Annotated in this window: 18 protein-coding genes; 13 read left to right on the top strand and 5 right to left on the bottom strand. The window is 62.4% G+C overall.

Annotated elements, in window-relative coordinates:
- Positions 1–4 precede the first annotated feature (4 nt).
- The 13 genes from xdhB to RBA41_RS09720 all read left to right on the top strand — a co-directional run bounded on the left by xdhB (position 5) and on the right by RBA41_RS09720 (position 20,604).
- Positions 5–2,341, top strand: a complete 2,337-nt coding sequence (gene xdhB / locus RBA41_RS09780; protein WP_306623432.1) for a xanthine dehydrogenase molybdopterin binding subunit — start codon at positions 5–7, stop codon at positions 2,339–2,341.
- Positions 2,341–3,342 (top strand): xanthine dehydrogenase accessory protein XdhC, encoded by a 1,002-nt coding sequence (gene xdhC, locus RBA41_RS09775; protein ID WP_306623431.1) that lies wholly within the window; start codon positions 2,341–2,343, stop codon positions 3,340–3,342. Before xdhB ends, xdhC begins: the two co-directional genes overlap by 1 nt.
- Positions 3,342–4,670 (top strand): guanine deaminase, encoded by a 1,329-nt coding sequence (gene guaD / locus RBA41_RS09770; protein WP_306623429.1) that lies wholly within the window; start codon positions 3,342–3,344, stop codon positions 4,668–4,670. The genes xdhC and guaD overlap by 1 nt, the downstream gene beginning before the upstream one ends.
- A gap of 72 nt (positions 4,671–4,742) precedes the next feature.
- Positions 4,743–6,251 (top strand): amidohydrolase family protein, encoded by a 1,509-nt coding sequence (locus RBA41_RS09765; RefSeq protein ID WP_306623427.1) that lies wholly within the window; start codon positions 4,743–4,745, stop codon positions 6,249–6,251.
- Between the two features lie 704 nt (positions 6,252–6,955).
- Positions 6,956–10,381 carry a TonB-dependent receptor gene (locus RBA41_RS09760; RefSeq protein WP_306623425.1) on the top strand — a complete coding sequence of 1,142 codons (3,426 nt, stop codon included), beginning with the start codon at positions 6,956–6,958 and terminating at the stop codon, positions 10,379–10,381.
- A 160-nt stretch (positions 10,382–10,541) separates the two neighbouring features.
- On the top strand, positions 10,542–12,230 hold the full coding sequence (locus RBA41_RS09755) for a bifunctional metallophosphatase/5'-nucleotidase (protein ID WP_306623424.1): 1,689 nt from the start codon (positions 10,542–10,544) through the stop codon (positions 12,228–12,230).
- Complete coding sequence (locus RBA41_RS09750; RefSeq protein ID WP_306623422.1) at positions 12,227–13,444, top strand: phospholipase D-like domain-containing protein; 1,218 nt, start codon at positions 12,227–12,229, stop codon at positions 13,442–13,444. The genes RBA41_RS09755 and RBA41_RS09750 overlap by 4 nt, the downstream gene beginning before the upstream one ends.
- On the top strand, positions 13,444–14,496 hold the full coding sequence (locus RBA41_RS09745; RefSeq protein ID WP_306623421.1) for a S1/P1 nuclease: 1,053 nt from the start codon (positions 13,444–13,446) through the stop codon (positions 14,494–14,496). Before RBA41_RS09750 ends, RBA41_RS09745 begins: the two co-directional genes overlap by 1 nt.
- Positions 14,497–14,629: 133 nt before the next feature.
- The gene (locus tag RBA41_RS09740) at positions 14,630–15,460 is read left to right on the top strand and encodes a MipA/OmpV family protein (RefSeq protein ID WP_306623419.1); all 831 of its coding nucleotides are present in this window, start codon (positions 14,630–14,632) and stop codon (positions 15,458–15,460) included.
- 234 nt (positions 15,461–15,694) lie between these two features.
- Complete coding sequence (locus tag RBA41_RS09735) at positions 15,695–17,080, top strand: HlyD family secretion protein (RefSeq protein ID WP_306623417.1); 1,386 nt, start codon at positions 15,695–15,697, stop codon at positions 17,078–17,080.
- A 21-nt stretch (positions 17,081–17,101) separates the two neighbouring features.
- Positions 17,102–19,204: a peptidase domain-containing ABC transporter gene (locus RBA41_RS09730; protein WP_306623415.1), complete on the top strand. Its 2,103-nt coding sequence runs from the start codon at positions 17,102–17,104 to the stop codon at positions 19,202–19,204.
- Between the two features lie 228 nt (positions 19,205–19,432).
- Positions 19,433–19,627 (top strand): hypothetical protein, encoded by a 195-nt coding sequence (locus RBA41_RS09725; protein ID WP_306623413.1) that lies wholly within the window; start codon positions 19,433–19,435, stop codon positions 19,625–19,627.
- A 104-nt stretch (positions 19,628–19,731) separates the two neighbouring features.
- Complete coding sequence (locus RBA41_RS09720) at positions 19,732–20,604, top strand: CPBP family intramembrane glutamic endopeptidase (protein WP_306623412.1); 873 nt, start codon at positions 19,732–19,734, stop codon at positions 20,602–20,604.
- 1 nt (position 20,605) lies between these two features.
- On the opposite strand, the gene RBA41_RS09715 is transcribed toward RBA41_RS09720, so the two are convergent.
- From RBA41_RS09715 to RBA41_RS09695, 5 genes are all read right to left on the bottom strand, one after another.
- Positions 20,606–21,469, bottom strand: coding sequence for an alpha/beta hydrolase (locus RBA41_RS09715; protein WP_306623411.1), 864 nt, complete (start codon positions 21,467–21,469; stop codon positions 20,606–20,608).
- A gap of 7 nt (positions 21,470–21,476) precedes the next feature.
- Positions 21,477–22,445, bottom strand: coding sequence for an ABC transporter permease (locus RBA41_RS09710; protein WP_306623410.1), 969 nt, complete (start codon positions 22,443–22,445; stop codon positions 21,477–21,479).
- A gap of 3 nt (positions 22,446–22,448) precedes the next feature.
- Complete coding sequence (locus RBA41_RS09705; protein WP_306623409.1) at positions 22,449–23,531, bottom strand: ABC transporter permease; 1,083 nt, start codon at positions 23,529–23,531, stop codon at positions 22,449–22,451.
- Positions 23,528–25,057: an ABC transporter ATP-binding protein gene (locus RBA41_RS09700; protein ID WP_306623407.1), complete on the bottom strand. Its 1,530-nt coding sequence runs from the start codon at positions 25,055–25,057 to the stop codon at positions 23,528–23,530. Before RBA41_RS09700 ends, RBA41_RS09705 begins: the two co-directional genes overlap by 4 nt.
- Before the next feature lie 96 nt (positions 25,058–25,153).
- Complete coding sequence (locus RBA41_RS09695; protein WP_306623405.1) at positions 25,154–26,149, bottom strand: BMP family lipoprotein; 996 nt, start codon at positions 26,147–26,149, stop codon at positions 25,154–25,156.
- Positions 26,150–26,210: the final 61 nt, after the last annotated feature.

Raw genomic sequence — 26,210 nt, 5'->3', positions numbered from 1 at the left:
CACCATGAACGACGCAGCTACCCCAGCGCTCAAAGCGGCGGCGTGGACCGGCGTGGGCGTCTCGCGCGCGCACGAATCGGCCGCGCTGCACGTGCTCGGCCAGGCCACCTACACCGACGACATCCCGGAAGTGCAGGGCACCCTGCACGCGGCGCTCGGCTTGTCGAGCAAGGCGCATGCCAATATCACCGCCATCGATCTCGCCGCCGTGCGCGCCAGCGTGGGCGTGGTGGCCGTGCTGACGGTCGACGACATCCCAGGCACCAACGACTGCGGCCCCATCATCCACGACGACCCGATCCTGGCCGATGGCCTGGTCATGTACGTGGGCCAGCCGATCTTCATCGTTGTCGCCGACACGCACGACCATGCGCGCCGCGCCGCGCGCTTAGGCCACGTCACGTACGAGGAACTGCCCGCCATCCTGACGCCGCAAGCCGCGCGCGCCGCGCAATCGTACGTGCTGCCGCCGATGCGCCTGGCACGCGGCGACTACCAGGCCGCCTTCGAGAAGGCGCCGCGCACGGTCAAGGGCGAGCTGTATGTGGGAGGGCAGGAGCAGTTCTACCTGGAAGGGCAGATTTCGTACGCCATTCCGAAGGAAGACAAGGGCATGCTGGTGCTCTGCTCGACCCAGCACCCTAGCGAAATGCAGCACGTGGTGGCGCATGCGCTCGGGGTGCACTCGCATAACATCGTGGTCGAATGCCGGCGCATGGGCGGCGGTTTCGGCGGCAAGGAGTCGCAATCGGCGCTGTGGGCGGCCGCTTCCGCGATCGCCGCGTCCAAACTCAAGCGCCCGGTCAAGCTGCGCGCCGACCGCGACGACGACATGCTCGTCACCGGCAAGCGCCACTGCTTCCACTACGAATACGAAGTCGGCTACGACAACGACGGCCGCATTGTCGCCGCCAAGGTCGACATGGTCACCCGCGCCGGCTATTCGGCCGACCTGTCGGGGCCAGTGGCCACGCGCGCGGTCTGCCACTTCGACAACACCTATTATTTGTCCGACGTCGACATCCGCGCCGCCTGCGGCAAGACCAACACGCAGTCCAATACCGCCTTTCGCGGCTTCGGCGGCCCGCAGGGGGCGATTGCCATCGAATACATCATCGATGAAATCGCGCGTACCCTCGGACGCGATGCGCTCGACATCCGGCGCATCAATTTCTATGGCCGCGACGAGCGCAACGTCACGCCGTACGGCCAGGTCGTGGTCGACAACGTGATCCACGCACTCTCCGCCGAACTGGAAGAGACGAGCGAATACCGCGCACGCCGCGCGGCGATTGCCGCTTTTAACGCCACCAGCCCGGTGCTCAAGAAAGGACTGGCGCTCACGCCCGTCAAATTCGGCATCGCCTTCAACGTCACGCACCTGAACCAGGCCGGCGCACTGGTGCACGTGTACGTCGATGGGTCCATCATCGTCAATCACGGCGGCACCGAAATGGGGCAGGGCATCAACACCAAGGTCATGCAGGTTGTCGCCCATGAACTGGGTGTGGACATCGTGAACGTGCGCGCCACCGCCACCGACACGAGCAAGGTATCGAACACCTCGGCCACGGCCGCATCGACCGGCGCCGATTTGAACGGCAAGGCGGCCCAGGACGCGGCGCGCCAGATCCGCGAACGCCTGGCCGCCTACGCGGTCAAGCTGTATGGCGGCGAGGCGGGCGAGGTGGTGTTCGCCGGTGACACGGTGTTCGTCAACGGCCACGAAGTTGCCTTCCCGGTGCTGGTGCAAAAAGCCTACCTGGCGCGTGTGCAGCTCTGGTCCGACGGGTTTTACGCCACGCCCGGCCTGCACTGGGACCCGAAGACCATGAATGGCCGCCCATTCTCGTACTACGCTTACGGCGCCGCCGTGGCCGAAGTGGTGGTCGATACGCTCACCGGCGAATGGAAACTGCTGCGCGCCGATGCGCTGTACGACGCCGGCAAGTCGCTCAACCCGGCTATCGATATCGGCCAGGTCGAAGGCGCCTTCATCCAGGGCATGGGCTGGCTCACCACAGAGGAACTGTGGTGGAACCCGGCCGGCAAGCTGATGACGCACGCGCCGTCGACCTACAAGATTCCGGGCGTGTCCGACTGTCCGGAGGATTTCCGGGTGCGCCTGTTCGACAACCGTAACGTCGAAGACAGCATCCACCGCTCCAAGGCCGTGGGCGAGCCGCCGCTGCTGCTGCCGTTCTCGGTGTTCTTTGCGATCCGCGATGCGATTTCCAGCGTCGGCGGGCACAAGGTCAATCCTCCGCTGAACGCCCCGGCCACCAGCGAAGAAATCCTCAAATCCATTTCCGCTGTCGAGGCGGCGCTCAAGGCGGCGTGATGGACGACTGGCTCAGCGCCACCGGTCCAGCCGTGCTGGTGACCGTGGCCATCGTCGAAGGCTCCGGGCCGCGCGAGTGCGGCGCCAAAATGCTGGTCGGCGCGACCCGTGTATTTGACACGATCGGCGGCGGCCATCTGGAGCATCGCGCCATCGAGACCGCACGCGCCATGCTGGCAGGCGCCCGCACGCGCCACTTCGAACGCTATGCGCTCGGCCCAAGTCTCGGCCAGTGCTGCGGCGGCGTGGTGCACCTGGCGTTCGAACTGGTCGATGCGGCGCAGCTTGCAGTGCTCGGGCAGCGCCGCCAGGACGATAGCTGGCGCGTGGCCGCCATCGACGGCGCGCCGGACAGCGCGCTGTTCGATGGCGATGGGCGCTGGCTGCTTGGAGCCCGCCCGCCCGTGTTCGCGCGCGACCGCGGCGCCTACGTCATGCAGGAGCCGGACGGGCGGCGCTGGCTGGTCGATCCCGTGTTCGCTCCGCGCGCGCACCTGGTGCTGTTCGGCGCCGGCCACGTGGGCACGGCCATCGTGCGCGCACTGGCGCACCTGCCGTGCCACGTCACCTGGGTCGACGAACGCGACGACATGTTCCCCCAACAGGTGCCGGCCAACGTCACCATCGAAGCGTCCGACGTGCCCGAAGCACTGGTCGCCGCGGCGCCAGCCGGTGCCAGTTACCTTGTCATGACGCACAGCCACGCGCTCGACCAGCGCCTGACCGAAGCGATCATGGCGCGCCCGGATGTGGGCTGGTTCGGCCTGATCGGATCGAAAACCAAGCGCCGCCAGTTCGAGCATCGCCTGCGCGCGCGTGGCGTGGACGCGGCGCGCATCGACGCCATGGTCTGCCCGATCGGGCTGGCCGGCATCACCAACAAAGCGCCGGCGGTCATCGCCGCTTCCGTCTGCGCGCAATTACTGACCGTGTGGGAAGCCATGCAAAGGACGCCCACAGCGTCCCGGCAAGCCACGGCCGCAATCACCGAAAGAGTCTGATGTCTACCGTACCGCCAACCACCGTGCAAGCCTACCGAGCCAGCTTGCTGCATTTTCACGCCGACCCGGCCTTCAACCCGGATGCCTGCCTGTGGCATGAAGATGGGCTGCTGATCGTCGCCGACGGTAAAGTCAGCGCGGCCGGCGACTACGCGCAGCTGTTTCCGACGCTGCCGGCCGGCGCGCTGGTGATCGATTACCGCGGCAAGGTGATCATGCCGGGCTTTATCGACACCCACCTGCATTTTCCGCAGACCGACATGATCGCCTCGCCGGCGCCTGGTCTGTTGCCATGGCTGGAGACGTACACCTTCCCGACCGAGCGCCAGTTCGGCGACCCGGCGCACGCGCGCGAAGTGGCCGACTTCTTCCTCGACGAGCTGCTGCGCTGCGGGACCACCACAGCCATGGTGTACTGCACCGTGCACCGCGAATCGGTCGACGCGTTTTTCGAGGCCAGCGCAGCGCGCAACCTGCGCATGGCGGCGGGGAAGGTGCTGATGGACCGCAACTGCCCCGAATTTTTGCGCGATACGGCCGAAAGCGGGGCGCGCGACAGCGAAGACCTGATCAAAAAATGGCACAACAAGGGCCGCGCGATGTACGCGATCACCCCGCGCTTTGCGCCCACCTCCACCGAGGCGCAACTGCGGATGACGGGCGAGCTGGCGGCGGCCTATCCGGACACGTTCATCCAGACCCACGTGTCGGAGAACGCGGACGAGTGCAGCTGGGTCAAGTCGCTGTTTCCGGACGCGCGCAGCTATCTGGACGTGTACGACCACTATGGGCTGATGCGCGAGCGCGCCATGTTCGGCCACTGCATCTGGCTCGACGACCGCGATTTCGCGCGCATGGCCGACACCGGGTCGGCGGCGGCGATCTGCCCGACCTCCAATTTCTTCCTCGGCAGCGGCTTGTTCGATTTTGAAAAGGCCGACGCGGCGCGGGTATCGCTGTCGCTGGCGACCGACGTGGGGGCGGGGACTTCCTTCTCCATGTTGCAAACTATGAATGAAGCCTATAAAGTAGCGCGACTGAAAGGCAGCTACCTGCCGGCCGCGCGCATGTTTTACCTGGCGACGCTGGGCGCGGCGCGCAGCATGCAACTCGAAGGGACCATCGGCAGTTTCGTGGCCGGGGCGGAGGCCGATTTCATCGTGCTCGACCCGAAAGCGACGCCGTTGCTGGCGCGCCGCACGGAGCGCTGCAATAATCTCGAGGAGCTGCTGTTCGCGCTGGCGCTGCTGGGCGATGACCGGTGCGTGGGTGCGACCTACGCGGCCGGGCGAAAGGTGCATGAGCGCGCGAGTACAACGCAAGCGTAAATACCGCTCCGTCGCTCCCGCCGAGTGCCGCCTTGGCGCGGGAGCGACGTTATTAATTGAGAGAAGAAACCCATGATCCGTAAAACGAGCAGCCTGTTGATCGCCCTGGCCGCCAGCGCGTATGCCGCCAACGCGCACGCCGCCGCGCCGACCGCCAAATCGAAGGCCAACGAAGCGGCCACCGCGCGCCATCTGGCGGGCCTGATCGCCGGCGCCGAGCCGAAACTGTCCGAACTGACCCTGTTCTTCTCGCAGATGCCCAAGGGCGCCGACCTGCACCACCACTACTCCGGCGCCCTCTACGCCGAACAGTACGTCGACTTCCTCGACAAGCAGGGCCTGTGCGTCAACAAGCAGACCTACCGCATCGAGACCAGCAAGGCCGTGATCGACGCCCAGCGTGCGCTCCCCGCCGCCGAGCGCACCTGCCTGTCTTCGGCCGAGGTGCTGGCCGACGACTTCACCTACCGCGAGCTGCTGCAGCGCTGGTCGAGCAAGGACTTCGACAACCACGGCGCGATCCAGCCGCCGCCGGACCGCCAGTTCTTCCAGACCTTCGGCTTCTTTGGCCCGGTCTCGAACGCCAATTACAACGAAGGCTTGCTGGAGCTGAAAAAGCGCGCCATCGCCGAAAACGTCGGCTACATCGAAACCATGTTCAAGCTCGCGCCCATGACGGGCAACGCCGATGCCGACAGCGCCATGTGGAAAGCCGGCGACGACGCCGCGCTCACCGCCGCCATGCGCGGCTGGATGGAGACGCTGGAAAAAGACCCCACCTTCAACCAGAACCTGGCCGAGTACGTCGAGCGCATCAAGGCCAACCACGCCAACATCGACGACGAGCAGTTCACGATGCGCTACCAGGCGTATGTACTGCGCCTGCTCAATCCCTCGCTGGTGTTCTCGTCGATGCTGGCCGGCTTCAAGGCCGCCAGCCAGAGCGAGCTGGTTGTCGGCGTCAATATCGTCGGCCAGGAAAGCCTGGCGCCGTCGATGCGCGACTACGCGCTGCACATGAAGATGTTCCGCTTCCTGAAAACCCGGTATCCGAAGGTGAAGCTGTCGCTGCACGCGGGCGAGCTGGCGCTGGGCGACGTGCCGCCGGAAGGGCTCAAGTTCCACATCGACCAGGCCCTGAACGTGGCCGGCGCCGACCGCATCGGCCACGGCATCGACCTGGCGCACGAGACGAATGCGACCGGGATCATGAAGACGATGCGTGAAAAGGACATTCCGGTCGAGATCAACCTGACCAGCAATGCCTTCATCTCCGGCATCAAGGGCGCTAACCATCCGGTGACCTTGTATCGCAAATTCGGCGTGCCGTACGTGATTTCGACCGACGACGCCGGCGTCACGCGTCACAACCTGTCGCAGGAATACACGCTGTTCGCCAGCCGCTACCAGCCTTCGTACGCCGAAATCAAGAAGGTTTCGTACAACGGCGTGCGCTACGCCTTCCTGCCGGAGCAGGAAAAGCAGCGCCTGACGCGCCAGCTCGACGAGCGCTTCGCGCGCTTCGAGGCACAGGTGGCCTCCTGGCCAGCCGCCGCCAGCGCCACGCCACGCGCGCGCTGAGCTGTTTCGCCCCGTCGTTTCCGCCGCTGGCAGGAACGACGGGGGCACCGCCCCGGCTCGCCGGGTCTGCCGCGCCCCCAATTCTGCCGTTTCCCCGCTCCGACCTCCCAAACGCTGCACAACTTCAGCCGCGCACCTTGCGCGGCACCAGACATCCCTTCGTTTGTTGTGAAAAATGATTTACGGAATGGAAAGTTTGTGGCCGTCCCGCTACACATTTGCGCGTCCGGGCAAACGTTTGTCGAAAATCCATATGAAAGGATTTCACCTTGGAAGGGACGATTTATAATCCGCCAAGGCAAGAAGCCCGGAAAAATGCCTGCCTCAGTCGATCTAGCACTACTTTATGCATGAATTTATATGATCGATATATAAATGCATAAACGAAATGGTATTTGTCAGCCGCGCGGGCGCTGCTGCATAGTTGGCTGAGGATGTTTCGGGAAACAGGAATATTGGCTGTTGCCCCATGGTCATGGTGGTGACACATTCGGCAAGTAGACTTGCGCGCTGCGCAGGAACACGCCACGGCCGGGCGCTCTCGCTCGACGGGCACGACGGATGACAATCAAGACGGCTTCGCTTTATTTGACAGGCTTTTTCGTGGTGGCGCCACAAGCGCCGCCAGCGCAGATTTGCAACAAAGTACAGAGGGAAGGCTCCACGGCTTTCCACCATAACATGTCTTTTTTTGGGATTACACAATGATCAAACATAATCGGATGCAGGTCACCAAGCTGGCTCTGGCGCTATCGATCGCGCTGGCGACCTTGCCGGCCATGGCGCAGAACACCACGTCGGCCATCGGCGGACGCATTTCCGCTGCCGACGGCAAGCCTGCCAGCGGCGCGACCGTGTCCATCGTCCACGCAGAATCCGGTTCCGTCAGCAATGTCGTCACCGACGGCGAGGGACGCTACGTTGCGCGCGGCCTGCGTTCGGGCGGTCCGTACACGATCATCGTCACCAAAGACGGCATCACCGAAAAACGCGAAGGCGTGTTCATTCAGCTGGCCGAGACCGCTTCGGTCGATGCCACCCTGGGCGCGCCAATGCAGTCCGTGACCATCGCCGGTTCGGTTGCCCGCTCCGACAAGTTCTCGAAATCGAGCATGGGCGCCGGCACCAACATCGGTTCGGCCGAGATCGCCACCCAGGCATCGATCCAGCGCAACCTGCAAGACTACGCCCGTGCCGACCCGCGCGTGGCCCAGACCGACAAGGAACGCGGCGAAATCTCCGTGGCCGGCCAGAACTCGCGCTACAACTCGCTGACCATCGACGGCGTGGCCGTCAACGATACCTTCGGCCTGGAATCGAACGGCAGCCCGACCGCCAAGCAGCCGATCTCGATCGAAGCGATCCAGACCGTGCAGGTCAACGTCGCCAACTACGACGTCACGCAAAAGGGCTATACCGGCGGCAACATCAACGCCGTCACCAAGTCCGGCACGAACACGGTCAAGGGCAGCCTCTACTACGTGTTCCGTAACGACAAGATGTCCGGCGACCGCTTCAACAACGCCAACAGCAGCTACTACGCGCCGCCATCGTCGAAGGACACCACCGCCGGCTTCACCCTGGGCGGCCCGCTGATCCAGGACAAGCTGTTCATTTTCGCTAACTACGAGAAGCTCGAATCGAGCCGTTCGGCGCCGGCCTTCGGCCCGCTGGGCAGCTCGCTGACCAACGTCGGCATCACCCCGTCGCTCATTTCCGCGGCCCAGGGCATCGCCAAGAACCAGTACGGCTTCGATGCCGGCACCACCGATGTGCCGAGCGGCGCCAAGCTGAACGTGGAAGATGCACTGGTCAAGGTCGACTGGAACATCAACGACGACCACCGCGCGATGTTCCGCTACGCGAAGACGTCGCAGTCCGAGCCGCAATTTGCCGGCATTTCCGCCACCGGCCTGTCGCTCAACTCGCAGTGGTACGCGCAGGACAAGACGATCGAAACCTTCGTCGCCCAGCTGACGTCGGACTGGAGCCCGAACTTCTCGACCGAATTCAAACTGTCGCAGCGCGACTATGACAGCGTGCCGACCCTGAACTCGCGCCTGCCGGCGATCAGCCTGTCGATGACCGGGCGTAATCCGGATGGCACGCCGGCAACCGTGCCGACCACCAACCGTTCGCTGAGCTTCGGTACCGACAGCAGCCGTCACCGCAACATTCTCGCTACCAAGACCGACGACGTCTATCTGGGCGCGAACTGGGGCCTGGGCGACCACGAAGTCAAGTTCGGCACCGACTACAGCAACAACACCATTTTCAACGCTTTCCAGCAAAACATCTACGGCAACTATTCGTTCAACTGCCAGAACAGCAGCGCGGCCTGGACCTACAGCTTCGGCGCGATCACTTGCGCCAGCGCGACGCCGGCCCAGGTTGAACAAGCCATCCTGGAAAACTTCGCCAAAGGCCGTCCAAACTCGTACCAGGTGCAGGTCGCCGCTCCGGGCGTGAACCTGAACAATGCCGTCGCCAACTTCTCGCTGAAGAACTACGGCGCCTTTGTGCAGGATACCTGGACCATCAGCCCGCGCCTGACGGTCAGCGCCGGCGTGCGTCTTGATGCCGCCCGCATCAGCGACCGTCCGCTGCGCAACAATGCCGTCGCCGCACCTAAGATCGAAGGCAATGTTGCCACCGGCCTGCGCGAAAAGGGTGGCTATGGCATGGACAACACCAACACCTTCGACGGCCAGAATCTGATACAGCCGCGTTTCGGCATCAACTACAACTTCGACACCGCCCGCAAGATGCAAATCCGCGGTGGCGCCGGCCTGTTCCAGGGTAACGCTGCCGCGGTATGGCTGTCGAACCCGTTCTCGAACCCTGGCGTGGCAACGACGACCGTCGGTTGCGGCACCGGTAACTTCGCAGCGTGCGGCGGCGCCAGCATCTTCAACGCCGATCCGGACCAGCAAAAAACCAGCTTCGGCGGCAGCGCTGCCATGCCGGCGGCCAACGTCGACATCCTGGCGCAAGGCTTGCGCCAGCCGTCGGTCTGGAAAGCCAATATCGCGTTCGACATGGAACTGCCATGGTACGGCCTGGTCTTCGGCGCCGAGTACCTGCACGTCAAGTCCAAGGACGCCATCTTCTATCAGAACCTGAACCTCGGTGCCGCAACGCGCCAGGGCAGCGATGGCCGTTCCCTGTACTACACCAGCCAGGGTTACAACTCCGCGTGCTGGAGCGCGACCGGCAATGCCATCACCAGCGGCACCGGCTGCGCTGGTTTCCGTTCGAAAGCACTGAGCAACGAATCGTTCGCCAACGTGCTGCTGGCGCAAAAAACCGACCAGGGCGGCAGCGGCATGGCTACCCTGTCGCTGAGCCGTCCGATGACGGCGGGCCTGGGCTGGTCGATGGCGTACACCTACACCGACGCCAAGGAAGTGTCGCCACTGACCTCGTCGACCTCGAACTCGAACTTCACCGGCCGTTCGATCTTCAATCCGAATGAAGAAGTCAACGCCAATTCGAGCTACCTGGTCAAGAACCGCGTCAACGCGATCGTCAACTTCCAGAAGAGTTTCTTCGGTGCGTACAAGACCCGCTTCGGCATGTTCTACGAAGGCCGTTCGGGCAAGCCATACAGCTGGACCGTCAACAACGACTTGAACGGCGACGGTTCCGGTGGTAACGACCTGATGTACATCCCGTCGGCGCCAGGTTCGGGCCAGGTGGTGTTCGCAGGCGACACGGCAACGAGCCACGCCAACGAAGACAAGTTCTGGGGCGTCGTCAACAGCAACAGCGTGCTGAAAAATGCCGCCGGCGGCGTGGTTGGCCGTAACTCGGACTTCTCGCCATGGAGCAATAGCTTCGACATGCGTATCGCCCAGGAACTGCCAGGTCTGTTCGCCAAGAACAAGGCCGTGTTCAGCCTCGACTTCTTCAACTTCGGCAACTTGCTGAACAAGAAATGGGGCCGTATCAATGAAGTCGCCTTCCAGGGCGCGGGCGCCCAGGCGCGCAGCTTCGTCGACTACGTCGGTCTCGATGCGAACGGCAAGTACATCTACAAAGTACGCGACAACGTCGAATCGCTCGACGTTCGCCAGACCAAGGGCGAGTCGCAGTGGGCCATTCAAGCGACCGTCAAGTACGAATTCTGATGCGGCGCTAGCGTAGTTTGAAGAACGGCCGGTGGCGACACTGGCCGTTTTTTTTCGTCCCGCCTGTGCGTGATTTTTTGCCTTGATCGATACATACCCGATACATATTGGAGGGCGTGGCGTCCGCTGCGGCGCGCGCTCTTCGGTTATCCTATACCCTATGACACTATTCTCAAGGCCCCTCTGCGCCGCGCTCGCCGCGGCCTTCCTGTCGGCGGGCTGCGCCACGCGCCCGACGGCCCCGATCGAGATCAACCTGGTTGCCCTGAACGACTTCCACGGCCACCTCGACTCCACCAAATTCCAGTACCACAGCATCCATGCCAGCGGCCAGCAGACCGCGCAGGCCGGCGGCATCGATACCATCGCCGCCGCCGTCCAGGCCTGGCGCAAGGAAGACAAGGACTTGCTGTTCGTCGGCGCCGGCGACCTGATTGGCGCTTCCCCCGCCATGTCGTCGATGTGGGCCGATGAGCCGGCGCTTGAAGCGCTGACCCTGGCCGGCATGCGCATCTCCTCGGTCGGCAATCACGAATTCGACAACGGCCGCGCCGAACTGCTGCGCCAGCAGCGGGGCGGCTGCGACTCGGTGCGTCCCGAAAAAGCCTGCCAGTTCACCAAAGACTTCCGCGGCGCCGGCTTCACTTACCTGGCCGCCAACGTGATCGACGACGCCACCGGCAAGCCGTTCCTGCCGGCTTACCGGATCGAAGACGTCAAGGGCGTCAAGGTTGGCCTGATCGGCGCCGTGCTGCGCAACACTGCATCGGTGGTGCTGGCATCGGGCATCGTGGGCTTGACGTTCGAGGACGAGGCGACGGCGATCAACCGCGTCATCCCCGCCATGCGCGCGCAGGGCGCACAGGTGTTCGTGGTGCTGATTCACGAGGGCGGACACACGCCGGAACCGTTCGACAAGCCCGATTGCAGCGACCTGAAAGGCCCGATCGTCGATATCGTCAAAAAGCTCGATCCGGCGATTCGCGTGATCGTCAGCGGCCACTCGCACACGGGCTTCCAGTGCAAGGTCGATGGCCGCGTGGTGACCCAGGGCGAGATGGGCGGCCATGTGCTGTCGCGCATCAAGATGATGGTGGACCCGGCCAGCGGCGCGGTGGGCGACATCGGGGTGCGCAACGTGGTGATGAAAGCGGGCCAGTATCCGCCGGATGCGCGCGTGTCGGCCTACCTCAAGCAAGCCAGGGAGCGCAGCGAGGCGGCGCTGGCGCGGCCGGTGGCGCGCGTGGCCACCCGTTCGATCAACCGCAAGGAAAGCGCGGGCGGCGAAACCGTGCTCGGTGGCCTGATCGCCGATGCCGTGCTGGCGGCCACCAAATCGCTGGGCGTGCAGATCGGCTTCATGAACATGGGCGGCATGCGCCAGGACCTCGATGTGGGCGCCAGTCTTACCGCCACCTACGGCGACGTGCAGATCGTGCTCCCGTTCGGGAATACGATCGTGGCGATGGACATGACCGGCGCCCAGATCCGCGCGCTGCTCGAGCAGCAGTGGGCGCGTCCGGGTGCGAGCAGCGTCTCGGTGCTGCAGGTATCGGACGGCTTCAGCTACCGCTGGAACCCGGCCGCGCCGCCCGGCCGGCGCATCATCCGCGACAGCGTCACCTTGAACGGCAAGGTGCTGGACGATGGCGCCGTGGTGCGCGTGGCGGGCAACAACTTCCTGGCCGAAGGCGGCGACAGCTTCCCGGCATTCGCCGCCGCGACCAACAAGCGCGATACGCAGATCCGCGATATCGACGCCGTGGTCCAGTTCATGATCAGGCAGGACAAGGCGGGCAAGCCGGTGGGCGCGGCCACGCCGGCAGGGCGCATCGGGACGGTGCAATGACGCCGCTTCGCCGTGCGCTGGCCGCGCTGCTGGCGCTGGTCCTGGGGCCGCAGGCGCAGGCCGGGTTTTCCATTCCCGGCTATGAACTGGTGCACACCGCGCCGGTGGAGACCACGCTCGTCAACGCCGACCTGCGCAGCAGCGCGGCAGTCTGGTCGCAGCTGTTCGACGAGGCGCGCAGCGAGATCGTGATCGGCCAGTTCTATGCCATCAGCAAGGCCGGCACGCCGTTCGAGAAAGTGGTGGAGCGGCTGGAGGCGGCCGGCGCGCGTGGCGTGAAGATCCGCTTTTTGCTCGACAAGAAGGGCATCGGCCTGTCCGATCCGGCTACCCTGGAGCGGCTGCGCAAGATCCCCAACCTGGACATGCGCGTGCTCGATTACGCGCAGCTGACCGGCACCGGCATCATCCACGCCAAGTACATCGCGGTGGACAAAAAATCGGCCTTTATCGGCAGCCAGAACTTCGACTGGCGCGCCTTTACCCATATCCAGGAGACAGGCCTGTTGATCACCGATGCCGCCATGGTGGCGCAGGTGCGGGCCGTGTTCGAGCGTGACTGGCAGGCGCAGTCGCTGCTGGCGTCCAACCTGGCGGTGCCGCGCGCAGCACTTGTGGCCATGGCGGCGCCCGGGGCCGCCCAGCTGGTCGCCAGCCCGGCCGCTTTCAATCCGCCCGGCGTGGCCGATTCCGAAGTGGTGCTGCCGGCGTTGCTGGCCGACGCCAGGACCGAGGTGCGCATCCAGCTGCTCGACTACGCGCCGCTGGGCTACGGGCCTGACAGCACGCGCCCGTACTACGGCGTGATCGACAACGCGGTGCGCGCGGCGGCCGGGCGCGGGGTGAAGATCAAGCTGATGGTCTCGAACTGGAGCACCGGCCAGCCGGGCATCGCCTACCTGAAAAGCCTGGCGCTGCTGCCGAATGTGGAGGTGCGCATCGTCACCTTGCCGCTTGCCGCGAGCGGACCGATTCCGTTCGCGCGCGTCATCCACAGCAAGACCATGTCGATCGACGGCAAGCTGGCCTGGATCGGCACCAGCAACTGGGCCGGCGGCTACTTCGACAAGTCGCGCAACCTCGAAGTCGTGCTGCGCAACGAGAAGATGGCGCAGCGCCTCGGCGCGCTGCACGAGCAGACGTGGAGTTCCTCGTACGCCCAGCCGATCGAGATCGGCAAAGACTATCCAAAACCGAACAAGGGAAACGAATAATGAAAAAACTGGCTTGTGTACTGGCGCTGTCCGGCGCCTTCGTCTCGGTGGACGCGCTGGCGTGGGGCGCCGAAGGGCACCGCGCGGTCGGCGCCATCGCGGAAAAACTGATCAAGGGCAGCAACGCCGAAAAGCAGGTCGCGGCCTTGCTGCTGCCGGGCGAAAGCCTCGAATCGATCACGGTGTGGGCCGACAGCGCCAAGGGCGGCGCCGGCTACACGCCGCCGACGCCGGAGATGAACGCCTATACGGCGGTCAATCCGCGCCACAACGAATACCACTACACCGACATCCCGTTCCAGAACGAGCACTATCACGATGGCGCGGTGGGCACGGCCGATGTGGACATCGTGCAAACGCTCAAGCAGGCTATCGCTGTCTTGCAGGGCAAGACCGATCCGGCGCTCAACCCGCACAAGCTGACCAAGCGCCAGGCGCTGCTGCTGGTGGCGCACATGACCGGCGACATCCACCAGCCGCTGCACGTGGGTGCGGCGTTTGTCGGCAAGGACGGCAAGTTCGTGGTGCCGAAGAAGCACGAGGATATCGATAGCCTCAACATCTACGATTCGCGCGGCGGCAACAGCCTGCTGCTCGACGACGACAAGCTGACATCGCTGAGCGCGGGCCTGATTCCGGGCGAAGCCAAGCCGCTGCCGCCTGGCGCGCAAAAGTGGACGACCAGGCCGTTCCACGCGTACTGGGACAGCACCGTGGTCGATTACGCGATGCGCCGCATCAGCACCAAGACGCCGGAGCAGTTCGCGCAGAAGGTCATCGACGGCAAACCGGTGGTGGCGATGAACACGGGCGACGCCACCAGCTGGCCGTACCAGTGGGCGAACGACGCGCTGGCTGCGTCCAAGCTGGCCTATTCGGACGTTACGCCGGGCGCGATCGGCAAGCAGGTGAACCGCAAGGGCGAGACGTATTACACATTCGGGCTGGAGATGGGATCGAACTACCCGGTGCCGAGTTCCGCGCTGGCCAAGACGCAGCTGATCAAAGGCGGGTACCATCTGGCGTCGCTGCTGCAAACGATCTGGCCGTAACTGCAAATGCCGGGACATCGCTGTGCAGTCCCGCGCATTGGCCAGTACGGCCGGCCGCCTCCCCACGTCATCCCCGCGCCAAGGCGTCACTCGGCGGGGATCCAGGTTCGTCGATCCACCCGTGAGCATCCGCATGAAACCAGCCCCACAATTGGCCGCCATCCTTCTGGCCCTCCCCATTGCCGCTTCCGCTGTGCCGGCCGAAGACAAACCGCTTCCGCTGTGGGAAGCCGGCGTCCTTGGCGGCGTCGCCTCCACGCCCGCCTATCCCGGCTCGGCCGACCGCTCGACGCGCGGCTTGCTGCTGCCGTTCCTGATCTACCGCGGCAAGGTATTTCGCGCCGATCAATCCGGCATCGGCGCGCGCCTGGTCAAGCGCGAGGCGGTCGAACTCGATGTTGGCCTGGCGGCTTCGCTGCCGGCCCGCTCCGACGACGTGGCTGCGCGCTCCGGCATGCCCAACCTGGGCACCTTGCTCGAATTCGGGCCGCGCCTGAAGGTGCGCATCGCCGAGCCGAGCGCGTCGAGCCGCGTGCGCCTCGACATCCCGCTGCGCGCCGTGATCGAAGCGCGCGCCGGCGTGCGCACGCAGGGCTTCACGTTCGAGCCGAAGGTGGTATACGAGATGCGCAGCGCCGACGGCCTGTGGACCTTCGATGCCAACGCCGGCGTGGTCATCGGCGACAAGAAGGTGAACCGCTATTTTTACGAAGTGCAGCCGCACTATGCCACCTCCACGCGGCCTGGCTATCGGGCCGACGCGGGGCTGATGCTGACACGGGTGGGCGCAAGCGCGTCGCGCATGATCAATCAGGACGTGCGCGTGTTCGGCTTCATGCGGCTTGAGAGTTATGCGGGTGCCGCCAACGAAGACAGTCCGCTGATGAAGAAGAAATCCGGCGCGTCGGCCGGCGTGGCGTTTGCCTGGACCCTGGGCCGTTCGACGCGCCTTGCCGGCGACTGACCCGTTTTGCAAGCGCTGCCGCTCCTCAGTGGCAGCGCGATGACGGTGCGATGTTGCAACCACCGTTTTGTTCTACCGCAAGCTGACATGCATTAAATAGATTGTCGGGAAAACTTACGTTAAGTCATTAGCTAAGATTTCATGTTCGATAGGCTGTGAGACTCCGTTTCTTCACGCAAACCGCGTCGCTGAAAGGCGACGCGCGCTGCCTACCGTGAAATGAGACCTTGCCCAATGTCGAACCTATGTCAGAACACGCTCAATAGCGCCTCGCCAGAGGCAACGCAGGCCGCCGCAGCCGAACATCCATCCGCCGTTAACGACACGTTCTTCCGCAAGGAGGTGGCGCAAGCGCACGCCAGTCAATGGATGGGTGCGATCCGGCTTGCCCAGCCGATGTCGGTCAGAATCGTTGCGTGCGTTGCTTTGCTTATTGCGCTGTGTGTTCTTGCATACATTTTCTTCGGTACCGTGACCAGAAAAGCGCGGGTGACAGGCATGACCTTGCCTGCCGGCGGAAGCTTGACGATCTCCGCGATGACCCCGGGAATTCTGACCCGCAGTTTCGTGACCGAAGGTCAAGCTGTTACCGCCGGGCAACCGCTATTCGAGGTATCGACCGAACGCCAGGGAAGCAGTGGCGAAATTTCCATGCTGGTGGCTCAACAGTTAACGATCCAGAAAAACACGCTGGCGTCCGAGCGCCGCACCCGGATGGCTCAGCATCGCGATAAGACAAGCGCAATCGATGAACGTTTGTTGAACGTCAATGCGGAGACGCTTGAGTTGGAGCAGGAAATCGCGTTGGCGCAGCGGCGCCTCGAACTCGCCAAGTCGAGCCTTGCCAAGTACGAAACCTTGCAGGGAAGCGGGTTCGTCTCCGCGGCACAGACGCAGCAAAAGCAAGAGGAGCTGATCGATCTTGGCTCACGGGTGAGCACGCTCACCAGAGCAAAGCTGCAGCTGCAAGCCAGCCGGCTGAACCTGGCCGCGGAACGCACCGCCAGTGTGAGCGAGCTGGACAACACGATGAGCCAGTTGCAGCGCTCGGAGGCCAGCATCGACAAGGAAATCGCCGAAAATCACAGTCGGAAAACCAGTCTGATACTCGCACCGCAGGCAGGGGTGGTGGCGACGATTACTTACCGCTCCGGGCAAGCGGTCGCTGCCGCTCAATCCCTGGCGCTGCTGATACCTCAGGCGAACGGAAAGGAGCACGGTGAACCATTCGAGGTCCAGTTGTATGCGCCCAGCCGGATGATGGGTTTTGTCGCCGCCGGGCAGACGGTCTTGATACGTTACCAGGCCTATCCCTATCAGAAATTCGGCCTGCATCACGGGCGCATTGTCGATATCAGCAAGGCGCCGTTTGCGCCCAATGATCTTCCCCCTCATCTGGCCAGCACGATTCTCAGTCATGCCCAGCAAAGCGCCCCGGGCGGGAACAGCAGCGAGGCCTTGTTCCGAATCCGGGTGCAGTTGTCGCGCCAGAGCGTCGATGTCTACGGCGTGGCGCAACCGCTGCGGGCCGGCATGACGCTGGAAGCGGACATCGTGCAAGACCGGCGCCGCATCTGGGAATGGATCGCCGCGCCTTTGCTGGCGGCTGCGCAGCGTTAAATCAATCTGAGGGAGCCGGAGATGAAAGCCATTCTACAGACCGAGTCGAGCGAATGCGGCCTGGCTTGCCTTGCCATGGTGGCCAGCCATTTCGGCAGTCATATGGACCTTGCGGATTTACGCCGGCGCTTTTCGATCAGTCTCAAGGGCGCGAGCCTGGCTCAATTGATGCGTCACGCGGGCTCGATGCATCTTGGGTCGCGGCCGCTAAGACTGGCGCTGGACGAGTTGGGCGCCTTGAAGTGCCCGTGCATATTGCATTGGAATCTGAATCACTTCGTCGTCCTGAAGAAAATCAAGCGCAGCTTGCGCGGCGCCACGACCGTCGTTATCCTCGATCCGGCTGTCGGTGAACGACTCCTCACGATGGCCGAGGTGTCGGACCATTTTACCGGCGTCGCACTGGAACTGATGCCGACGGCGGAATTCGAGCAGAAGGACGCCACCCGGAGGATGTCGATCAAACAGCTGACCGGACCGGTTGTCGGATTGCGCCGGGCGTTATTGCAGGTGTTTGCGCTGGCACTTGCGCTGGAAGTGTTTGCGCTTGTTTCGCCGCTGTTCAATCAATACGTGATCGATGAGGTGATCGTCAGCGGCGATCACCAGTTGCTGCAGATATTGGTGATCGGCTTTGCTCTCCTGCTGGTGACGCAAACGCTGATCGGTATTGCGCGCAGCATGGTGTTGATGAGATGGAGTATCGACGTTGGCCTGCAATGGTCGGCCCGTGTGTTTTCCCATCTGATCAGCCTGCCCACGGTGTTTTTTGAAAAACGTCACCTGGGTGACGTGCTGTCCCGTTTCGGCAGCATTACCGCGATCCAGCAGACATTGACCAGCGTCTTTGTGGAAAGCGTGCTGGATGGTTTGATGGCGCTGCTGGCGTTGGGGATGATGTTGATGTACAGCGCGGAGCTCACGCTGATCGTCGCCATCAGCGTCGCGTTGTATGCGGCATTGCGGTGGATTTTTTACCAGCCGCTCAGAATCGCATCGCAGGAACGCCTGATCCTCGCCGCAAAGGAAAATACGCATTTCGTGGAAACCGTGCGGGCCATCGTTCCCCTCAAATTGTTCGGACGGGATGCCGAGCGCAAGGCGCGCTGGCAAAACCTCAAGCAGGATGTCGTCAACCGCGATGCCAGGACCGAAAAACTCACCATCCTGATCAAGGCGGCGAACAGTACGATCATCGGCTTGCAAGGTCTGATCGTATTCTACATCGGTGCGGGGCTGGTGCTGCGAAACGCGCTGACGGTGGGAATGCTGATGGCATTCATCAGTTACGCGGCGACATTCGCCGGCCGCATGGTCAGCCTCGTGGACATGCTGATCAGCCTGAAGATGCTCGGGCTGCATGCAGAGCGGCTGTCCGATATCGTTCTGGAGCCGGCGGAGCCCACGAGCATGTGGGAAAGCGATTTAAGTCGGATTACTCCCAGCATCACCTTGCGCGACGTGAAGTTTCGCTATGCAGACGGTGAGCCGTGGATTCTGGACGGCGTGAATCTGCACATACCGGCGGGGCAGAGCGTCGCGTTGGTCGGTCCAAGCGGATGCGGCAAGACCACGATGTGCAAGATCCTTCTCGGCTTACTCGCGCCCACCGAAGGGGAGGTGATGATCGATGGAATTCCGATTCAGCAGCTTGGTCTGCAGGCGTATCGGCAACTGGTCGGTACGGTAATGCAGGATGACGTGCTGCTGGCAGGTTCAATCATCGACAACATCAGTTTCTTCGACAGCAAATGCGCGTATGCCGATGTGGAGAGGTGCGCGCGGCTGGCGGCGGTGCATGACGAAATTGTCGCAATGCCGATGGGGTATCAAACCTTGGTGGGCGATATGGGCAGCAGTTTGTCGGGCGGGCAGAAACAGCGTATTTTACTGGCCCGGGCGCTTTACAAATCTCCCAAAGTGCTGACATTGGATGAAGCGACCAGCCATCTTGATATTCAAAACGAACAGCTTGTGAATGCGGCGTTGAGCGAAATGGCGCTGACGCGCATCATGGTGGCGCATCGGCCGGAAACGATTAATTCGGCGGATCGGGTTGTTGGTCTGAAAGCGGGTAAAGCTGTTGAGTTGAGTAACCATAGCTCGACCCCTCAAGTTCGTTGAAACACGGTTGGGACTTGATTGTTTTGTGACAATGGCGACTTGCGAAACCATGTGAAAATATAAATATGCAAATCGATTGAAAATTTTTGTGATGGCGAGTCAGCATCAACACATGAAATTTTCAAGCAGCGTTTATTAATCAGTTTGTTGACAGATTTTCTAGTCTTTTTTAGTGGCATGAAATCGATCTCGCAATCCGGCGAGATTGATAACTAATGAGGAATTGTTATGCAAGTAATCGATAATGTTTCTATTCTCAATGCAATCGGTGGTGGTGAACTCTCTTGCTCAGTCTCCACAAAAGAGGTCGGCTGTACTGGTAGTCCGGCCGACTTCGCCAACGCAATTTCCTCAGGTTTTAATCAGCTACAGAGTTGGGGTGGAAGTTTGGGACGTTGGTTCTACGACATGATTCACGAGTAAAAATAGCGGATAGGCGTATCCGCGATTAAAAACTGGGTGGTGGAGCTGGCTGGAACTGCGCTTCGCCACTCTTAAAAACGTTAAGAGTTTGCTTTGGGGGGGAGATGCTGAAAATAGAAACTTCAGTTGTGCCTGCGGTTTCACACGCGGCTCCTGTTAAGGTATACGAGATTCTTATCGTATGGATGGTTGTGACTACTGCATGGCACGAGGCTTGTGTTTACATCGGAAGTGGAATAACTAATTTCATATACTTGCAGTGGGTCGGCATTGTGATAACAATGATTATTGTAAGCAAAAATTTGTTAAGTAGAGAAAATCTTACTTTTCCAAAAATGATGGGAAACGAAATATCACGTACAGCCTTTATTGAGCTGGCGATCGTGATCCTGGCAACTGTATTGTCTGGCATTGGATGCTGGGCGTTGCTTGTTCTTTTTAGCGCGCAGATAAATGTTGAATGGGCCTACCGGCATTGGAACCTTGCTTCGGCTTCGGCATTTGAGGAGGCGAAATGGTTGCGCAGTTGGCTAGTTCTCGAAGCCATGACAATTGTGGTCATCGGTCCGATTATTGAGGAAATTATTTTTCGCGGTTTTATACTGCGACGTTTGCGCGAAAAATGCCAATTAAGCTACGCTATCCTTGTCTCATCGATTTTGTTCGGCGCTTTTCATATTGACCAAAGTTTTCTGGGTAGTTTTGTTCACGGAATTATTTATGCAATTTTAGCTGTGCGGTTCGCTTCGTTATATGCTCCCATCTTCGTTCACGGTGCCTACAACGCGATCATTTTTTTTATTGGGCGAGGGTACGGCATATCTTTAGTCGCCGAAAAATCGCAGATTGATTCAATCGGCTATTGGCTGCCAGAACTAGCGCTACTGCCGTTCTGTATGATCGCCTTGGTTTGGTACTGGAAAATGTTTTTTCGTACCCATGAAGTAGCATCGCCAGCGCTGGTACAGCGTGGCTGAGCTATTTGATGCCTCTGAGGTGCAGCGCCATGAACTGGCCGATGCGCGATTCGTACTCCCTCATCGCGACGCCATGAAAGTCGGTATGCGCTGCTCCGGGCACGATCCAAAGCTGCTTCGGTTCGGGCACGGCGGCGTAAATCCGGCGCGACTCAAGCTCGCTGGTGTGATGATCTTTCTCGCCGCCCACGACGAGGGTAGGGCAGGCCAGCGCGCTTACCGCATCAATCGGCCGTAGCTGATCCAAAGTCAGGTCCAGCCGCAGCGGCACCTGCCATAGCAACAGCGGCGCCAGGCCGGCGCCCGCGCGTCCCAGATGCAGGCGCAGGCGATTCTCGATGGCTTCTTCAATGGTCGGATACATCGCCTCGATCACCAGCGCATCGATTCCACGTCCGGGTTTCGACAGCACCACGGCAGCGGCGCCGAGCGACACGCCAATCACGCCGATCCGTTCACCGGGCTGTTCGCGCTTGAGGTAAGCCAGCGCGGCGCGCACGCCGTCGGCCTCGCGCACGCCAAAGCTGATGCGCGCACCGGCGCTTTCGCCGTGCGCCTGCTGGTCGATCAGCAGCACGCCATACCCCAGTCGCGACAGAAATCGCGCGCGCCCCAGCATATGCAGGCGGTTGCCGCGCACGCCGTGCAGCAGCAGGACCGCACCAGCGCCCGAGGTGCCACGCGCCATCCAGCCCTGGAGCGGGCCGGCGGCGGTAGAAATCGTCACGGAGGAGGCGGGGAAGTCGGGCGGCGCGGCACCGATCTGGCGCCGCGCGGGAGCACTGAGATATTCGCCGGCGCCGAACAGCGCGCCCAATCCCGGCAAAAGCAGACAGGCGAAGGCGATCAGGCCGCGCTTCGCCATCGCGGGTTTAACGCGACTTGACGAAGGGCTTGCCGATCGCTTTCGGCGCCACCGATTTGGCCATCAGACCGGCCAGCACGATCACGGTCACCACGTACGGCACCATCTGGATCAGCGAGCCTGGAATGCGCCCGATGCCCGGCAGGTCGACGCCTTCGATCTGGATCTGCACGGCGCTGAAGAAGCCGAACATCATGCAGCCGAGCGCCGTGTACATCGGCCGCCAGTTACCGAACACCAGCGCGGTCAGCGCCAGATAGCCTGCCCCGGCCGACATGTCGCGCAGGAAGAAGCCACTCTGCACGATTGCCAGGTAAGCACCCGAGAACGAGCACAGGATACCTGCCACCAGCATCGCCATGTAGCGCGTGGTGGCGACACTGATGCCGGCCGCATCGGCCGCGTGCGGGTTCTCGCCACAGGCGCGCAGGCGCAGGCCGAAGCGGCTGTGGTAAATCACCCAATGCACCAGCGGGATCAGCGCGAACGCCAGGTACACCAGCGCCGAATGGCCGCCGATCACGTGCCCATAGAACCAGCCGATAAAGGGAATGCCCGCCAGCGCTTCGGTACCCGGCAAAACGATGTCGAACAGGCGCGCCTGGCCCAGGTCCGGCGTACGGCCGCCCTGCTGGTAGAAGAACTGGGCCAGCACGAAGGTCAGGCCGCTCATGGCGATGTTGATCGCAATGCCGCCCACCAGCTGGTTGCCCTTCTGGGTGATGCTGACGTAACCCTGCAGCAGCGCCAGTGCGGCCGATACGGCCACGCCGGCGGCCACGCCGTACCAGGCGTTCTGCGTGGTGAAGGCGACAGCGGCCGAGACGAACGCGCTGGCGAGGATTTTGCCCTCTAACGCGATATCGACCACGCCGCTGCGTTCGGCGAACAGGCCGGCCATGGCGGCAAAAATCAGAACGGGCGCATTGCGGATCGTGGAGACGACAATGCTCGACAAATGGAGGTCTTCAAACATGGCTTATCCTTTGCGAATGTTAAGCAGCTTCAGGACAGCGGGCGCATACAGATTTTCCATCGCGCCGCAGAACAAAATGATCAGCCCCTGGATGAAAATGAAGGTCTCCTGCGGGATGTTCGGTTTTTCCAGCGACAGGTCGAAACCGCCCTGGATCAGTGCGCCGAACAGGACGCTCGACAGGAAAATACCGACCGGGTGCTGGCGCCCCATCAGCGCAATCGCGATGCCGATAAAGCCCGCGCCGGCCGGGAAGTTCAGGCTCAGGTAGTGGGTCGAGCCCATGATCGAATTGACCGCGCCCAGACCCGCCAGCGCGCCCGAAATGAGCATCGCCACGATGATCATGCGGCTGATCGACACGCCCGCATAATGGGCCGCGCTTTGATTCAGACCGGTGGCGCGCAGCTTGTAGCCCCACGAGGAACGCCACACCATCACGCCGTAGATGGCCAGGGCGGCAATCGCAATCAGGAAGCTGACGTTGAGCGGCGTGTCGCCCAGGATCGGGAACCATTCGTTCAGGCGCGGCATGGCGCCTGCTTCCGAGAACACGCGGCTGGCCGGGTTTTGCTGGCCTTCCGGGATCAGGTACTTGACGATGATGAAGTTCATCAGGCTGGCGGCGATGAAGTTGAACATGATCGTCGTCACCACCACGTGGCTGCCGCGCTTGGCCTGCAGGTAGCCGGGCAGCCATGCCCAGGCCGCGCCGAATACCGCGCTGCCCAGCATCGCGGCCGGAATCAGCAGCCAGGCAGGCAGCGAGTGGTCGAGCGTGAGCATGACCACGGTCAGCCCCAGGCCGCCGACGTACATCTGGCCTTCGCTGCCGATGTTGAACAGCCCGGCCTTCATGGCGATCGATACCGACAGGCCGGTAAAGATGAAGGTACTGGCGTAGAACAGCGTGTAGCTCAACCCCTCGGGATTGATCACGGCGCTGTCGATCAGGATGCGCAGCGACTCGGTCGGGCTTTCGCCCAGCAGATGGATCACCAGCGCGGCCACCAGCAGGGCCGAGAGCAGGTTCAGTACAGGCAGGACAAACGCGCTTGCCCAGCGTGGGAGTTCGGTCGTTTTCATGTTTTGTGCATCCCGCCCATCAGCAGCCCGATGCGGGTTGTGTCGAAATCTTCAATCTTGAGTTCTCCGGTAATGCGTCCGCCGGACATGACGATGATGCGGTCGGCCAGCGCCCGCACTTCTTCCAGTTCCACCGACACCAGCAGGATCGCCACGCCTTCGTCGCGCATCTTGAGCAGCTGCGTGTGGATGCTTTCGATGGTGCCGATGTCGACCCCGCGGGTCGGCTGGCCGACCAGCATCAGCTTCGGTTTGGCCGACACTTCGCGCGCGATCACCACTTTTTGCTGGTTGCCGCCCGAGAGCAGGCCGATACGCAGCTCCGGATTGGCCGGACGCACGTCGAAAGCCTTGAGCAGGCCGCCGCAGCGCGCCGCGATGGCCTTGAAGTCGAACAGGCCCCAGCGGTTGCAGACCCGGTCCTGGTAGCCGAACACGGTGTTCTGCATGACCGAAAAATCCTTGATCACGCCGTCGCGCAGGCGGTCTTCCGGCACGTGGCCGATGCCCAGCTTGCGGAACGTGGCCGGCAAGCCGTCGGCGTCCGAGCGCTTGGCGTAGGGCAGTTCGGTGCCGAGGAAGGCGACCTTGCCGCCGCTCGGCAGGCGCATGCCCGACAGGATTTGCAACAATTCGCTCTGGCCGTTGCCCGACACGCCGGCAATCGCCACGATTTCGCCCGCGCGCAAGGTGAAGTCGATGTCGGCCAGCAGGCGCACGCCCGCGGCGTCCTGCAACTGCAGGCCGGCCACTTCCAGCACGGCGGGGCCGGGGTTGTACGGTGCGCGCGGCAGTTCGCCCTGGATCGGGCGGCCCACCATCATGTTGGCCAGTTCTTCCTTCGACGTCGTCGCGGTCTGCACCGCGCCCGCCACGCGCCCGGCGCGCATCACGGTCACCTGGTCGGTGATCTCCATGATTTCGCCCAGCTTGTGGGTGATCAAAACGATGGTCTTGCCCTGTTCCTTGAACAACCGCAGGATTTCGAACAGCGACGCGGTTTCCTGCGCCGTCAGCACGGCGGTCGGCTCGTCCAGGATCAGGATGTTGGCGCTGCGGTAGATCTGCTTGAGGATCTCGACGCGCTGCTGCGCGCCGACCGACAGGTCTTCGATCTTGGCCAGCGGGTCGACATCGAGCCGGTAGCGCGTGCAGATCTCGCGCAGCTTCGCTTCCGTCGCGGCGCGGTGCGAGGCGAGCTTGAAGCCGCCTTCGGTGCCCAGCATGACGTTGTCGAGCACCGTGAAATTCTCGACCAGCATGAAGTGCTGGTGCACCATGCCGATACCGAGGGCGATCGCCTGTTGGCTGGTGCGGATGTCCTGCGCCTGGCCGTCGATCAGCAGCGCACCGCTGTCGGCATTGTAGTAGCCGTACAGGATGCTCATGAGGGTCGACTTGCCGGCGCCGTTTTCGCCGATCACGCCATGGATCGAGCCCTTGGCGATGGAGAAGCTGACGTCGGCGTTCGCCTGCACGGCCCCGAAGGCTTTGCAGATATTGCGAAATTCTACAGCTGGCTGCATAGCGGTCAGTGGTGAGTAGTAAAGGTAAATGAGTTCAAAAGCGCGCCGGGCCGATCAAAACCGGCGCGGCGCGCTTTTCTGGAGTGCGGGGAGAATCTAGACCGGGCAGCTGCTGCCAACGCGGTAGTCGACCACTTTGACCTTGCCGCTGATGATATTGGCCTTGGCTTCGTTGACCTTTTTTTCGATCTCCGGCGTGACGACCGCGCGGTTATCCTTGTCCAGCGCCCAATCGACGCCGCCTTCTTTCAGGCCCCGGTAGGTGACGCCGGCTTTCCAGCTGCCGTTCTTCATCTGCATGAACGAGTCGTAGATGGCCAGGTCGACCCGCTTGACCATGGAGGTCAGCATGGTGCCCGGATGGAGGTAGTTCTGGTTCGAGTCGACGCCGATGGCCAGCTTGCCTTTTTCCTTGGCTGTCTGCAGGGTGCCCATGCCGCTGCCGCCGGCAACGGCGAACACCACGTCCACGCCGCGGTCGAACTGCGCGCGCGCCAGCTCACCGCCCTTGGCCGGGTCGTTCCAGGCCGCGCTGGTGGTGCCGACCATGTTCTGCAAGGTCTCGATTTTGGGATTGGTCGCTTTCGCGCCCTGGGCGTAGCCGCAGGCGAAGGTGCGGATCAGCGGAATGTCCATGCCGCCGACAAAACCGATTTTCTTCGACTTCGATGCGATGGCGGCGGCCACGCCGACCAGGTACGAGCCTTCTTCTTCCTTGAACAGGATCGAGTTGACGTTGTTACCCTTGGCGACAGCGTCGATCAGCACGAAACGCACGTTGGGGAATTCCTGCGCGACCTTCTGCACGGCCTGGGTCTGCGAGAAACCGACGGCGGCGATCAGGTCCAGCTTCTTGCGCGCCAGGCCGCGCAGCACTTGCTCGGCCTGGGTATCGCTGCTGGCCTGCACCTCGATGTATTTGATGTTGGTCTCTTTTTTGAAGCGCTCGGCGCCTTCAAACGCGGACTGGTTGAACGACTTGTCGAACTTGCCGCCGGCGTCGTACACGATGCCCAGTTTTGGGTCGGCAGCCGTGGCGCTCGCCGCGACGCACAGCGCCGCGATCGTGATACTAAGTTGCTTAAATTTCATGAGTTCACTCCTGGAAAGCGATATTGTACCCGGCACACCGGCTGCGATGGGGCGAAAGGAA

Origin of the sequence: Massilia scottii (genome assembly GCF_030846495.1) — a bacterium.
Classification (GTDB): Bacteria; Pseudomonadota; Gammaproteobacteria; order Burkholderiales; family Burkholderiaceae_D; genus Telluria_A; species Telluria_A violaceinigra.
The sequence above is the reverse complement of the archived record's forward strand: the minus strand, read 5'-3'. Positions and strand labels throughout refer to the sequence as shown.

Coding starts and splice junctions, on each gene's coding strand:
- RBA41_RS09720 (WP_306623412.1), top strand. CDS start 19,732: ATGCTGAAAATAGAAACTTCAGTTGTGCCTGCGGTTTCACACGCGGCT.
- RBA41_RS09730 (WP_306623415.1), top strand. CDS start 17,102: ATGAAAGCCATTCTACAGACCGAGTCGAGCGAATGCGGCCTGGCTTGC.
- RBA41_RS09715 (WP_306623411.1), bottom strand. CDS start 21,469: ATGGCGAAGCGCGGCCTGATCGCCTTCGCCTGTCTGCTTTTGCCGGGA.
- RBA41_RS09765 (WP_306623427.1), top strand. CDS start 4,743: ATGATCCGTAAAACGAGCAGCCTGTTGATCGCCCTGGCCGCCAGCGCG.
- RBA41_RS09725 (WP_306623413.1), top strand. CDS start 19,433: ATGCAAGTAATCGATAATGTTTCTATTCTCAATGCAATCGGTGGTGGT.
- RBA41_RS09755 (WP_306623424.1), top strand. CDS start 10,542: ATGACACTATTCTCAAGGCCCCTCTGCGCCGCGCTCGCCGCGGCCTTC.
- RBA41_RS09700 (WP_306623407.1), bottom strand. CDS start 25,057: ATGCAGCCAGCTGTAGAATTTCGCAATATCTGCAAAGCCTTCGGGGCC.
- xdhB (WP_306623432.1), top strand. CDS start 5: ATGAACGACGCAGCTACCCCAGCGCTCAAAGCGGCGGCGTGGACCGGC.
- RBA41_RS09750 (WP_306623422.1), top strand. CDS start 12,227: ATGACGCCGCTTCGCCGTGCGCTGGCCGCGCTGCTGGCGCTGGTCCTG.
- xdhC (WP_306623431.1), top strand. CDS start 2,341: ATGGACGACTGGCTCAGCGCCACCGGTCCAGCCGTGCTGGTGACCGTG.
- RBA41_RS09740 (WP_306623419.1), top strand. CDS start 14,630: ATGAAACCAGCCCCACAATTGGCCGCCATCCTTCTGGCCCTCCCCATT.
- RBA41_RS09695 (WP_306623405.1), bottom strand. CDS start 26,149: ATGAAATTTAAGCAACTTAGTATCACGATCGCGGCGCTGTGCGTCGCG.
- RBA41_RS09760 (WP_306623425.1), top strand. CDS start 6,956: ATGATCAAACATAATCGGATGCAGGTCACCAAGCTGGCTCTGGCGCTA.
- RBA41_RS09705 (WP_306623409.1), bottom strand. CDS start 23,531: ATGAAAACGACCGAACTCCCACGCTGGGCAAGCGCGTTTGTCCTGCCT.
- RBA41_RS09710 (WP_306623410.1), bottom strand. CDS start 22,445: ATGTTTGAAGACCTCCATTTGTCGAGCATTGTCGTCTCCACGATCCGC.
- RBA41_RS09735 (WP_306623417.1), top strand. CDS start 15,695: ATGTCGAACCTATGTCAGAACACGCTCAATAGCGCCTCGCCAGAGGCA.
- RBA41_RS09745 (WP_306623421.1), top strand. CDS start 13,444: ATGAAAAAACTGGCTTGTGTACTGGCGCTGTCCGGCGCCTTCGTCTCG.
- guaD (WP_306623429.1), top strand. CDS start 3,342: ATGTCTACCGTACCGCCAACCACCGTGCAAGCCTACCGAGCCAGCTTG.